The 12,829-nt window shown below is 35.7% G+C and carries 11 protein-coding genes; 2 read left to right on the top strand and 9 right to left on the bottom strand.

The genetic code is table 11. From position 1 onward, the window contains the following. Positions 1–308: 308 nt before the first annotated feature. The 5 genes from NAT50_RS08590 to NAT50_RS08610 all read right to left on the bottom strand — a co-directional run bounded on the left by NAT50_RS08590 (position 309) and on the right by NAT50_RS08610 (position 9,158). Entirely contained in the window at positions 309–3,896 is a 3,588-nt protein-coding gene (locus NAT50_RS08590; protein ID WP_250592868.1) for a DUF7149 domain-containing protein, read from the bottom strand. Positions 3,897–4,097: 201 nt separating this feature from the next. Next, positions 4,098–4,730, bottom strand: coding sequence for a hypothetical protein (locus NAT50_RS08595; protein ID WP_250592869.1), 633 nt, complete (start codon positions 4,728–4,730; stop codon positions 4,098–4,100). Positions 4,731–5,979: 1,249 nt separating this feature from the next. Then, positions 5,980–7,434 carry a tRNA uridine-5-carboxymethylaminomethyl(34) synthesis GTPase MnmE gene (gene mnmE, locus NAT50_RS08600; protein WP_250592870.1) on the bottom strand — a complete coding sequence of 485 codons (1,455 nt, stop codon included), beginning with the start codon at positions 7,432–7,434 and terminating at the stop codon, positions 5,980–5,982. 251 nt (positions 7,435–7,685) lie between these two features. Then, the gene (locus NAT50_RS08605) at positions 7,686–8,444 is read right to left on the bottom strand and encodes a TIGR02757 family protein (RefSeq protein WP_250592871.1); all 759 of its coding nucleotides are present in this window, start codon (positions 8,442–8,444) and stop codon (positions 7,686–7,688) included. Then, positions 8,445–9,158: an ABC transporter ATP-binding protein gene (locus NAT50_RS08610; protein WP_250592872.1), complete on the bottom strand. Its 714-nt coding sequence runs from the start codon at positions 9,156–9,158 to the stop codon at positions 8,445–8,447. A gap of 217 nt (positions 9,159–9,375) precedes the next feature. Between NAT50_RS08610 and msrA the strand changes: the two genes are divergently transcribed. Continuing rightward, entirely contained in the window at positions 9,376–9,939 is a 564-nt protein-coding gene (gene msrA, locus NAT50_RS08615) for a peptide-methionine (S)-S-oxide reductase MsrA (protein ID WP_250592989.1), read from the top strand. Positions 9,940–9,989: 50 nt separating this feature from the next. Next, entirely contained in the window at positions 9,990–10,301 is a 312-nt protein-coding gene (locus tag NAT50_RS08620) for a hypothetical protein (RefSeq protein WP_250592873.1), read from the top strand. A 21-nt stretch (positions 10,302–10,322) separates the two neighbouring features. Here NAT50_RS08620 and NAT50_RS08625 read toward each other — a convergent pair whose 3' ends face one another. Genes NAT50_RS08625 through NAT50_RS08640 form a run of 4 tightly spaced genes read right to left on the bottom strand, consistent with a single transcriptional unit; the run spans position 10,323 to position 12,769 of the window. After that, positions 10,323–10,628 carry a DUF6787 family protein gene (locus tag NAT50_RS08625; RefSeq protein ID WP_250592874.1) on the bottom strand — a complete coding sequence of 102 codons (306 nt, stop codon included), beginning with the start codon at positions 10,626–10,628 and terminating at the stop codon, positions 10,323–10,325. Positions 10,629–10,645: 17 nt separating this feature from the next. Then, entirely contained in the window at positions 10,646–11,083 is a 438-nt protein-coding gene (locus NAT50_RS08630) for a DUF6146 family protein (protein ID WP_250592875.1), read from the bottom strand. A 46-nt stretch (positions 11,084–11,129) separates the two neighbouring features. Next, the gene (locus NAT50_RS08635) at positions 11,130–11,756 is read right to left on the bottom strand and encodes a DUF937 domain-containing protein (protein WP_250592876.1); all 627 of its coding nucleotides are present in this window, start codon (positions 11,754–11,756) and stop codon (positions 11,130–11,132) included. Between the two features lie 50 nt (positions 11,757–11,806). Continuing rightward, complete coding sequence (locus tag NAT50_RS08640) at positions 11,807–12,769, bottom strand: D-2-hydroxyacid dehydrogenase (RefSeq protein ID WP_250592877.1); 963 nt, start codon at positions 12,767–12,769, stop codon at positions 11,807–11,809. Positions 12,770–12,829 lie beyond the last annotated feature (60 nt).

A 12,829-nucleotide genomic window follows, 5' to 3' on the forward strand; every position in this document is an offset into this window, starting at 1 on the left:
GCTTGCATTAATTGCAGTTGTAAACAAATTATTAAAACAAGCTTTTGCGATTGCAACAAAAAAAGAATATTATTCAGTGAAAATTAACTAAAATAAATTTGGAAATAAACACAGTTCATGCTGAACTTGTTTCAGCATCTCTTCCATCTTTGTCATGCTGAACTAGTTTCAGCATCTCGTTTCAGCATCTAACTTCCCTCTACTATCCCTATCTCCTCCTCACTTAACCCATACAACTCATACACCATAAAATCAATTTGTTCATTCATTTTTATTGTTTTTTTTAGGTATTCACGAATCGATACTTTTTATTTTGATGCTTCTTCTACTATGGCAATTTCCTCGTCTGTTAGATTGTATAATTGATAAACTAAAGTATCGATTTCACGCTCTAAGGCAGTGGTATCAGCTTCTGGGTTGTCTTTTTTGAGAGAAAGGATTTGGTCGACTATCATTGAAATTTTAGTTGAAAACACATTTTCTATATTTACTGGTATTTGTGCTAATTGATAACCGTATATATCTTTGTTATTAAATTTCTTTCTAAAAAAATAGTTAATCAATTTAGAGTTTAAAATCCCCAGAAGGGCAGATATATTATAGTCCTTTTTTAAGGATAATATTCTAAGGGTATTAGTACAAAGAATAGTTTCATTAGAACTTGTAGCAACTATTCTATCTTTTAAAGAAAGATTCCTTATTCTTTGAATATAAATTTTTGGATTTTGATATAACCCAAAGTCTTTATAAACTGATTTATTATTAAAATCAAATTTAGAGTATTTGTTAATTCTTTTAATTTGGTATTTTGCTATATCACCTCCTACAATAATTGGATAATAATTTATTGCTGGCGAATCAATTAAGTCAGGATTATTTCCTCCAAATTCAATTCCTCTATTTATGTGAACAATATTTTCTAATTTCTCAAATAGCTCAATTTTTTTAAATAACTCTAAATCAGAATCACTAAAACTAATTATCAAATCATAATTTTCATTGGTTATTGACTTTATTTCTTTGACCAAAAAAGCATTATTTATAAAATCATTTAAATTATTTGCAATTTTTAAATAATAATTATTAGAATTTAATTTTGAAAAAGAAAATACCGCGACATCCAGCTTTGCATCGGTAAATACTGATTCATCTAAATTAATTATTTCATTAATAATTGTTTTTTCAATTAAATATTTCCTAAAGTTTTTTCCATCCTTATTAGAGATAAAGGTGTTTGAAGTAATCATTGAAAAAGAACCTTGGGTCTTTAATAAATTAAATGATTTTTCTGTGAATATTTGATATAAATCAAATTGTCCTGTAATAGAACTAAAATTATTTAAGAAATAATCTTTTTCAATTTTATTAATGTCCTTTACGCTTATGTAAGGCGGATTCCCAATCACCACATCAAAACCTACAAAATCGCCTTCGTCGTTTAATACTTCAGGAAACTCAAAGCGCCATTCAAAAGCATTTTCATAAATTTTGTTGCTTTTTATTTCTTCAAGTTGGGTTTCAATTTTATCTATTTTATCCGCTAAATCTTTTTTAACCTTTTGCTCGGCTTTGGTTAGCTTGGTTTCAAAAAGTTGCGCGCTTTCAAACTTTACATTAAACTCGTATTTCAGTTTTTGTAACTCTTTAATTTCTTTGCCGTTTTGGTTAATTTCAGTTCTAAAATTGGTCTTTATTTCTGAAATTAGGGTTTCCATATCGCGCTTTTGCTCTTTACTTTCGGCATTACGGTATTGGTCCACAGCACGTTTGTAATCGTCAATTTTTAACTTGCTTTTCTTCAACGCTTCTTTCAAATCGGCATCCAATCCAAAACGAGAAATCAACGAGTTACCGCATTTAATATTAATATCGATATTAGGTAAGGTTTCCAGCATCTCGACTCCGCTCGATGTGACATCCGTTTTGTAATACGCATTTTTCAATAACTCAATCCACAAACGCAAACGACATATTTTTACGGAGTTCGGGTTAATATCTACCCCAAACAAACAGTTTTCAATAATGGTCTGTTTTTCATGGAACAGGGTTTCTTGTAAGCGTTGGCTTTCTTTGCTTTTTGGGTTATACGTAAACGGTATTCCATCTTCATCGGTTATAATTAATTCATCGTTTACAATGTCAACTTGGTATTCTTTTAAACGTTTGCCATCGCGGTCGGTTAACACTTTTAAATCATGTTTAATCGCAATCATTTCATTCAACGCCGAAACCAAAAAGTGTCCAGAACCAACCGCTGGGTCGCATATTTTTACGCTGTTAATAATGGCATTGGCTTCTTTGGTGTCTTCAATTTTATTGTATAACGCCTCAAAGTCTTCGCAGTTCCAACCTTTGGTTTCATTAAACTTTTGCACCACAGCACGTCTAATGGTTTCCTTACACATATACATGGTAATAAAACTTGGCGTATAAAACGAACCGTCTTTGTAGCCGTTTATTTTTTCAAAGATTAAGCCCAATACCGAGGCATTAATCAAGGTTTTATTGTCTTCTTGTATGTCTTCGCTTCCTTCACTGGCAAAATCATAAGCGTCTAAAAAGTCGAAGAAATAGTCAATCGCTTTGTGTGTGCCTGTTAACTTTTTACCATTGGCATCTTTGATAACCGTTCCGCTTAAAAAGGGCAGCTGTATATCGTCTTCTAATCCCGAAATAAACAAGGTTTGATGTTCCAACTCAGTAGGTTCAAACAACGAACTGTTCAAATAAGGTACTTTAGCAAACAAGGTTTTCACACGGTCGTTGCGTTCTTCGGGTTTCTTAGCCAAAACCGTGAAAAACAACGCATTCAAATTGTCATAATCGTGTAACAAGTCTTTGTGCAAAAAGGCATAACTTTTATCGCCTTTATGGTAGCTAATCAATTGCGCTTCCAATAATTTCAAAAACAAAATACGATTCACCCACGTAATACACAATTCCAAACCAACGGTAAACAAACGTTCTTCGTGTGTGTCGCCATATTGTTTTACGTTCGGCAAACGGGATAATTTATCTAAACTATCCAATTGGTTAATCACGTTTTCCAATAACGAACCCGCCTGGCGTTGTCCTGCTTTTGGGCGTTCGATGAGCTTCTTGCCGCCTTCTTTGGTTTCGGTTAAACCAATTAAGTGCAATAACTCGTTGTAAAAGTTTTTATCTAAGGAATTGCTGTCATTGGCAAACGACAATTTCAACAAATGCTCTGGCGACAATAATTTGTACAAGACAATCAATTTCGTGTCGTCTTGCTTGTCGCTATTGCGAAGAATTTTATCGTAAGTAGCTAAATCAAAATACGTGTATTCTAATTTATCTAAAATAGTTTCGATGTATGGTTTGGCAATTTCTTTATAGAAAAAGTCGGTATTCGTTCCCGAAAGTTTGCCTTCTTCAAAGTCTTGAAATTGTTTTACCAAGCTTTTGTTTTGAGCGAAGAGTTTATCAAACAATTGCGCATCAAAAATATACCATTCGTTTACGTTGGTAGCTACTACATTTTTTACTTCTAAATTTTTATGGGAAATACGCTCACGCAAGAAATACAATACCAATTCTTGCAATGCCTTACTGTTCAGATTCTTTTGCGAAAGCATTTCCACTTTGTTACTCGGGCTTTTCGCTTCAATAATTACCCCAACATTACTTTTCGCTTCTTTACCCGTATGAATCACTAAATCGTTTCGCCCTTTGGTATTGATGAAATGATTAGGAGAGTAATAGGTATTCTTCAAGAAATCTGAAATCAAATTCTTGTGAAACTCCTCCGATTCTTTTTCTTTGATGCTGTCTAAAAGTAGAATTAAGTTTTGTTTAAATAATTCAATCCCAGTGCGATTAGGTTTTATTTTTAAAAAAGCTTTATTTAAGGCTTTGCGTGGTTCAATTAACATTTTCTGTAAGGCTTATTGTATCTTTTCAAACATAAGGAAAAAAGAACATTCTTACAACTTTAATAATCAGCGAATTTAAAACTCAAAATATCCACAGAAAAGGTGACCCAACAAATAACAAAACGTATCCTTAAACAAAAAAACACCCCACCAGTATTGGCAGGGTGTGTTTTTTGTCAGCTTTTTGAACACTACTTCATACTAACTAATTTTCAGCAAATTAAGTACATTAAAAATACCATTGTTCAATAGGTAGGGTACACCATTAACCTCCTGAAAAAACTCAATCAAGATAAAATGCATTCCGGTACCCGTTGTCGTAGGTACAGTAGCAGGAGTTAATACAGGGGAAATCATGCCATGAGCTAAGGCAAAGACCTCCTTGTCACTCTGTGCCAATTCATAAGCGCCTGTGGCAAAATCAATACGTAAAAAACCAACCTGCAAACTAAAATGCGTGGCGCCTTCAGGACTACGCATTTGCTCCAAGGGGTTAAACGCTGCAATACTGGCTGCTCCAGTAGCCGTATCCACCGAAACAATCGAGTTCAGTACACTGCCCAAGGTAGCACGGGCATTAAAATCAAATCCTTCCAAAATAGTAGTAGAGGAGGTGCTGTTCAATCCTTCTGCCACATTTCTCGCCCCACGAGCGCTCACACTGTCCAAATTCTTAATTTGTCCCATAACCTTCACAAGCCTACTCGTCAGTTTACTGTCTTTCGCTCGAAATACCATTGGCCCCAATGCCGTACGCAATAATTTACCCGAAGCAGCAATACTGCCAAACTCAGCTCCGTTCTCTCGGGTTCGAGCAAACGCAGGGTCGTTCAAAATTCGGTTTCTACTCACACCACCTTTGGTGCGCACAAAGTACCCCTCGGCACCTTTGTAGAAAGTAAGATCTTCCATCGTACCTTCTAATTTAATTAAGCTTTTCAATTTTGCCATAATGTAAATGGATTATAAATTAATAATGACACAAAGGTATTTGCGTTTTCAGGGAGCCCTTGTAAATACTGCCATTCAGGAAAACTATTGCCTTCTTTTTCATAAAATGATACAATACACGCAAAAACTGCCAAAAATCGAAACAATTGCCATTTCTGCACAAAAAAGAAGCTAATAAACTGATAATTAAACAATTAAAAACAACTAAGAATAGGGTAAAAGCAAAGGATAATGGAGGTCGAGTGTATGCCTAGTGTATGAAGAGTGTATTAATAGAGTATGCATAGTGTATGCCAGAAGTATGGTAGCGGTATAGTAGCGGTATAGCAAAGATATTTTAGCGATAGTACAACCATGAATTGATAGTGAAAAAACAACTGTGTCATTCATCGATAAATGCTAAAAAACACCTCAAATGTTCAAAAAAGAGCAACTTTTATGGCAATTACCCTCTCAAAACTATTGATTTTGCTGCATTGTGAATAACTCGTTCCTGTTGTTGAAAAGTTAAGGAAACAACGTGTTAAATTATTATTAATTTTGTAACCATAACCAAATAAAAACATGAAAAAAATGAGAAATATGAAGAATTATAGGGATAAGAAAAAGTTTATGAGCCATGTTAAAACGAAATTTAAGAATTTGCATCACGACTAAAGACATTATAGAAATAGAAGAATGTTCGCAACGTACCGCTTCTCAAAAATTAAGCGATATGCGCGTATTTTTTAACAAAACAGAAAAAAGGTGCAAAATAACGTTCAGTGAATACGCAACCTACACAGGCATTCCCCTAGAAGAGCTTGAGCCTTTTCGTATGCCACTCAGTTACAGAAAAGCGTCCTAAGCCGTTCCTTACCCCAAAATCAATAGCTTAAAGCGAAACCCCAAAACCTTTCCAGATAAAAGAGGTACAAAGTATTTAAATATCTTTAATACTCATTCATCCCAATAGAAATTCTCTTGAATAACGTCACATCGGTGTGTCATTCATAATACTCCTACACTCAAGAGAGAGAAATAAAACAACTATACCTATAATCATGTAATCAAAGGTTATTGTATTCGTGTTAAGATAATAAAACCTAAAAAAATAACGTTGAAATCGCTCGAGTAAGGTTACAATCGTAATTTATTTCCCGATACAGAAGTTGGCAAAGATATTGCCCAAAAGTTCATCGTTAGTTACTTCACCGGTGATCTCTCCGAAGTAGTGTAGGGCAGAGCGTATATCAATGGCCATTAAATCCGAAGGCAGCCCTGAATCTAAGCCCCATTTCACTTTCTGAATCTCTTCTAATGCTTTCAATAACGAATCGTAATGACGGGTGTTGGTGACTATGGTTTCATTGTTTCTTAGTGCTCCAGTGTTTACAAAAGAAAGCAACATGTTTTTCAATTCCTCTATACCCGTTTTTTGTTTGGCAGAAATAAAAATAGTAAACAGTTTACGGTTTGCGGTTGCCAGTTCTTCTTCGAAAGTGGAAAGTCTATTATTTATAGCTTGTAAGGTTTCTGCTGGGATTAAATCCTTTTTATTGATAATAACAATCAATGATTTTTGAGGATATTGATTTTGTATTTTTCCAATTTCATTGATAAAAGAATCCAGTTGACCGTTCGCGGTTAGCTGTAAACCGTCCACTAAATACAAAACTACCTGCGCTTGTTCAATCTTCTCAAACGTCTTCTGAATTCCGATACTCTCTACCACATCTTTCGTTTCACGGATACCCGCAGTATCAATGAATCGGAAGCCAACACCATGAATAACCAATTCGTCTTCAATGGTATCTCGTGTGGTCCCGGCAATATCGGAAACAATGGCACGTTCTTCATTCAATAAAGCATTCAATAAGGTCGATTTCCCCACATTAGGCTCGCCGACAATGGCTACTGGAATACCGTTTTTAATCACATTTCCTACGGCAAAGGAATCAATCAAACGTTTTAAAACAAATTCAATTCGTTCCAGTAAATCATGAAATTGTGTTCTGTCGGCAAATTCGACATCTTCTTCGGCAAAGTCCAATTCCAATTCGATTAAAGAAGCGAAATTCAGTAACTCTTCTCGCAATTTGGCAATCTCATTACTAAAACCACCGCGCATTTGCTGCATGGCAATTTGGTGTGCCGCTTCATTATCGGATGCAATCAAATCGGCCACCGCTTCTGCTTGCGATAAATCCATTTTACCATTCAAGAAAGAGCGGAGGGTAAATTCCCCGGCTTGAGCCATTCTAGCCCCTTTGCGAAGGAGTAATTGTATAATTTGTTGTTGAATAAAAGTAGATCCATGACATGAAATTTCGACCACATTTTCACCAGTATACGAATTTGGACCTTTGAAAATAGAAAGCAATACTTGGTCGTACACTTTTCCAGCTTGTCCTGAGCTTGTTGAAGGCTCTACAATATGACCTAAATGAATCGTGTGGCTTTTTTGTTGGCTTATATCCTTACCGGAAACCGATTGAAATACCTGACTGGCAATAGCAATTGCATCTTTTCCTGATAATCGAATTACAGCAATCGCGCCCGCACCAGAAGGTGTAGCCAAAGCAACTATGGTTTCTTGTGGAATCATGTTCTAGATTTAATAGGGCAAAGATAGAAAATATGAAGCAGTATTGGAAACCTCAATTCTTAGAGGTAAGTGAAGCATTCAACTACATCGTTTCTAAAGGCTGATTGTTTAATAAAAAAGCAACCTAGTAATAAATAGTAACTAACTTAAATATTGGTGTTAAGTCTTTTTTATTGAAAGTAAAACTTTAATAGATTTCAGATGTAAAAACATCCTGTCAGAAGATGATTTGAACTTACCCTGTCAAATGTTTAAAACCCTTCAAAAACACCCAAACCAAATAAAGCAAAATCGTATTTTACGGGATCGTTGGGGTCAAGTAGTCTGAGGTTATGATCCAATTCGGCTAAAGCTTTGGCATCGTTTTGTTTTCGGGTTAACAAGCCAAGTTTTCGAGCGACATTCCCGCTATGGACATCCAGCGGACAAGAAAGTTGTGCAGGGGAGAGGCTGTTCCAAATTCCTAAATCAACGCCTTTGTTGTCGTTTCGGACCATCCATCTCAAATACATGTTGATTCTTTTTGCTGCGGAACCATTCAATGGATCGGAAAGGTGTTTTTCTGTTCGCGGGGCGTGGGGAATTTCAAAAAACAATTGCTTAAATTCGGAAATCGTCTGTTGTAGATTGGGTGTTTCTCTCGAAAAAATGGTCTCTAATCCGTTATGATTCTGATAAATATGTTTCAGTCCTTTGATGAACGTGATGAAGTCTTGACCATTAAACGTTCGATGGACAAAGTTTTTTAGGGATTCTAATTGTGCCTCGGAATGCGACATAACAAAGTCATAAGGCGAGTTTCCCATCAAATTCATCATTTTCTGAGCATTACCGATAATCATCTTGCGGTTTCCCCAAGCAATAGTTGCCGCCAAAAAACCCGCGATTTCAATATCTTCTTTTACCGAAAAGGAATGCGGAATCTGAATAGGATCACTTTCTATAAAATCAGGATGGTTGTATTGAGCTACCTTTTCATCCAGAAATTCTTTCAATTCGTTTAGGTCCACTTATATTTGGTCGGTTTGAGTCTCGGGTTCTTCAACTATTGGATTGGCAATTTCTCGTCGGATGTCTCCATCAATCATCACGAGTTTTCGGTCGGCCATGTCGGCTAATTCTTCATTATGAGTTACAATAACAAAGGTTTGACCAAACTCGTCGCGTAGTTTGAAAAATAACTGGTGTAGGTTTTCGGCCGAATGAGTATCTAAATTACCTGAAGGCTCATCGGCAAAAATAACTGCCGGTTTATTAATTAATGCACGCGCAACCGCCACACGTTGCTGTTCCCCTCCGGACATTTCATTGGGTTTGTGATGGATGCGGTGGGATAAACCTAAATACTCTAACAATCGTTTGGCTTCGGTTTCGGTTTCCTGCTTGTTTTTTTTGGCAATGAAAGCAGGAATACAAACATTTTCTAGAGCAGTAAATTCGGGTAACAACTGATGAAATTGAAAAATAAAACCTAAGTTCAGATTTCTGAATTTTGATAAGGCTTTATCGTTCATTTTTAAAATATCCTCTCCATTAATTTCTAAGGACGTTCCTTTTGCCATAGAAGGTTTGTCTAACGTTCCTAGTATTTGTAATAAAGTCGTTTTACCGGCTCCGGAAGCACCCACAATGGAAACCACTTCTCCTTTTTGAATATGCAGGTTAACTCCTTTTAATACCTGAAGTTGGTCGTAATATTTCTGAATGTTTGTAGCTTTTATCATCCGAATGAATTTGTACAAAGAAACAAAGATTTTTGGGTTTTGAAAAATTCAAGTCGCGCCAATTTGCGAAACTATTGATAAAGTTTCGTTAAGAATTTAGAGTGTCGGTACTAATTTTTTAATTTTGATTGAAAGTTGAGTTATGAAAACACTATTGCTATTTCTAGGCTCATTACTCACAATGAGTTGCGAATCGAAAACAAAACCAGTTGAAAACATGGAGGATAAAACAATAACAGAGTCTACCAAAGGAACAGAAACGGCTATTTTTGCCGGTGGTTGTTTTTGGTGTACTGAAGCGGTATTTCTAGAGTTAAAAGGAGTCAAAAGTATTCAACCCGGTTATATAGGCGGAAAGAATGCGAATCCTACGTATGAGGAAGTATGTACCGGAACTACAGGTCATGCCGAGGCGGTGAAGATTGTTTTTAATCCTGATCAAATTAGTTATGAAGAATTATTGGAAGTTTTTTTCGCTACTCACGATCCTACTACACTAAACCGACAAGGAGCAGATGTGGGTACACAATACCGCAGTGAAATTTTTTACACCAATGAAACTCAAAAAGAAAAAGCCTCAGCATACATTAATCTGTTGAATAAAGAAGAGGCTTTTGGTAAAAAGGTTGTAACACAAGTATCGAAAGCGAGTACTTTTTATGTAGCGGAAGATTACCACAAAAATTACTACAACCAAAACAAAGAAAAATCTTATTGTCATTATGTCATTACACCAAAGATTGACAAAGTAAGAAAAGAATTCAAAGACAAATTGAAATAGTAATTTGGCATTTCTTTTGCTATTTAATAATTATCAAAATACACAAATAAATGGCAAAAGAAACCCATGTCGATTCTTTGAAGTATCAACCGCAGGCAACAACGGGTAAGTTACTATTGGGATTATTGTTTGATGCAATTGGGATGCTTACTTATGCTATTCCATTATTGGGAGAGACACTAGACATAGTTTGGGCACCTGTAGCGGGAATTGTAATGTCTATCCTATACAAAGGTACCGTAGGTAAAGTAAGCGGAGTTATTGCTTTTATAGAAGAATTGATTCCAGGATTGGATTTTATTCCAACGTTTACTATTACTTGGATGTATGAATATTTTCAGGATCGAAAACATAGTAAGTAATAGGCTCTTACTGTAATGTTTTTATTTTTTAAGTAGGAATCCTAAGCCCATACTACGCAACATTTTTTTCTCGAACTCCCAGAAAAAACGGAATTGACCAAACAAAAAGCCGTAGCCAACCAGCAATACCTGATAAACCGGAAGAACGATAATGATTTTAAGAATCAAATAGAAAAAATAAGGCATACTGTCGCTACTGATTCCTAAGAAGTCTAAAATAGGTTTAGAAAACAATACCGAAGTAGATCCAGTAATAGCAAAAACAATAAAAATAATAACTAACTGAGTATTACTTTGTACACCCCAGCGTTCTTTCAATTTTTTCATGCCACAAATATACTAAATTACCGGGCGGGTACAAAGCCGTGTAACTGTTGTTTGTATTTGTTCTGAAAGTACACCATGTAGTTGTATATAAGGTAATTTACTTCGTATCCATAGCGAGTATTCGAATCGTAATCTATAGTCATTTCGTACAGTTTAGGATCATAGCGTTGGGGTTGCATTACTCTTCGGTTCCATTCTTGCACATACCATTGATTTTTATTTTCTAGATATTCAAGGGAATAAAAACCTCTTGGTAACGCATTGCTATATAACCAACTAGTAAATCCAGGATCGATAATAATCACTTCATATTCGGTTTCTTCATTGCTGATGGTTACCGTGTCGCCTTTAATAACTTTAGCATTCGCCTGCTGATGGGAATCATCGGTTAGAGGTTTTGTTTTACAAGATATAGCCAATGCTACAACAAATACAATTGCAATTATAGTTTTCATGAGTCTTGTGTATTAAAAAACCACGCGCAATGGCGTGGTTGTATCGTTATTTTTTTCCGAATAAGCTTCCTAATAATCCTCCGAGTCCGCCTTTTTTTGATACGGCAGTTACAGCATCATTAATTCCTAATTGACCATCTCCATCTTGATCCAATACCGAAGTCAACAGAGAACCATTTCCCGAAAGATTTCCTTGGTTTCCTAATAGTCCACCAAGCCAATTCCCTAAATCGTTACCACTTTGAACCTCGCCACTTTTTGCTTTGTTGGCTAAAAATGCCATTAGTACAGGGGCAGCTAATTTTAGAATTTGGGCTATTTTATCACTACTTACACCAGTAGTTTGACTGATTTTGTTTTCTAAATCCGATTGGTTTTCTCCTAATACGTGATTTAAAATGTTCCCACCATCGTTGGTGTCTAGATTTCCGGATTGTAATAATCCTCCTAAATTATCGAGCAAACTCTCATGTTGACCTCCAAGCAAGGCGCCTAGTAGCCCTTGAGCACCTTGTTCTGAAGAGGCATTATTTTGCATAGCATTTATTAAAGAAGGTAATGCCGAAGACAAAACAGCAGTGGTTTCATTTTCAGAGGTTCCTACCTGATTGCCTATACCGGAGATAATCTCCTTTCCTAAATCACCATGGATTAAATCTGTAATTCCTGTCATTATTTATTGTTTATTTGATTTAAAATGAACAATAAATATAAGCAATTTTTTTAAATCTCGTGTTGTAATAAACTGATAATCTGCTCAGCCAATTCGGTTCCTATACGATCTTGTGCTTCTACCGTAGCAGCACCGATGTGCGGGCTCAAACTTACTTGTGGATGCATTAGAACTTGCACGGCTGGGGTAGGCTCGTTCTCAAAAACATCTAATCCAGCAAAGAATACTTTTTTACGGTCTAGGGCTTCAATCAAGGCAACTTCATCGATAACTCCACCACGTGAACAGTTAACAATTCCAACACCGTCTTTCATTACATCAAATTCATTTTTCCCTATCACATATCCTTCTTTTTGAGCAGGTACATGTAAGGTGATAAAATCGGAATGTTTTAATAAATCTTCCATAGGCTCTGTCTCGATTTCCAAGACTATCGATTGGTGGTTATAGAATTCTAAAGTGATGGTAGCTTTACCTACAAAAGTATCTGAAGCAATTACTTTCATGCCTAATCCTAAAGCCATTTTAGCTACTGCTTGACCGATACGTCCAAATCCAATAATTCCAAGGGTTTTGCCTCTGAGTTCGATTCCGTTGGCATATGCTTTTTTTAATTGATCGAATTTGGTATCGCCTTCCAAAGGCATATTTCGATTGGAATCATTCAAAAAACGAACTCCTGAGAATAAGTGAGCAAAAACTAATTCGGCCACAGAGTTAGATGAAGAGGCCGGTGTATTAATCACCTGAATATCTTTGGAAATAGCATAATCTACATCGATATTATCCATACCTACGCCTCCACGACCTATAATTTTTAGGCTAGGACAAGCATCGATAAGTTCTTTTCTAACTTTAGTAGCGCTTCGTACTAATAAAACTGCTATTTGATTATTGTTTATGAAATTGGCAACTTGTTCTTGTGCTACTTTGGTAGTGATGACTTCAAATCCGGCATTTTCTAAAAGAGCAATACCACTTTTTGAAATACCGTCGTTGGCTAATATTTTCATTTTTAATATTGTATTTTTCAGCTATTCTTAACTAGTGAAGCACTTTTGATTTTATAATCA

Source organism: Flavobacterium luminosum (assembly GCF_023635005.1).
Classification (GTDB): Bacteria; Bacteroidota; Bacteroidia; order Flavobacteriales; family Flavobacteriaceae; genus Flavobacterium; species Flavobacterium luminosum.

What these genes read in the sequence shown, in the direction of transcription:
- NAT50_RS08590 (WP_250592868.1), bottom strand. Translation starts at nt 3,896, where the DNA reads ATGTTAATTGAACCACGCAAAGCCTTAAATAAAGCTTTTTTAAAAATA.
- mnmE (WP_250592870.1), bottom strand. Translation starts at nt 7,434, where the DNA reads ATGATTCCACAAGAAACCATAGTTGCTTTGGCTACACCTTCTGGTGCG.
- NAT50_RS08610 (WP_250592872.1), bottom strand. Translation starts at nt 9,158, where the DNA reads ATGATAAAAGCTACAAACATTCAGAAATATTACGACCAACTTCAGGTA.
- msrA (WP_250592989.1), top strand. Translation starts at nt 9,376, where the DNA reads ATGGAGGATAAAACAATAACAGAGTCTACCAAAGGAACAGAAACGGCT.
- NAT50_RS08620 (WP_250592873.1), top strand. Translation starts at nt 9,990, where the DNA reads ATGGCAAAAGAAACCCATGTCGATTCTTTGAAGTATCAACCGCAGGCA.
- NAT50_RS08625 (WP_250592874.1), bottom strand. Translation starts at nt 10,628, where the DNA reads ATGAAAAAATTGAAAGAACGCTGGGGTGTACAAAGTAATACTCAGTTA.
- NAT50_RS08630 (WP_250592875.1), bottom strand. Translation starts at nt 11,083, where the DNA reads ATGAAAACTATAATTGCAATTGTATTTGTTGTAGCATTGGCTATATCT.
- NAT50_RS08635 (WP_250592876.1), bottom strand. Translation starts at nt 11,756, where the DNA reads ATGACAGGAATTACAGATTTAATCCATGGTGATTTAGGAAAGGAGATT.
- NAT50_RS08640 (WP_250592877.1), bottom strand. Translation starts at nt 12,769, where the DNA reads ATGAAAATATTAGCCAACGACGGTATTTCAAAAAGTGGTATTGCTCTT.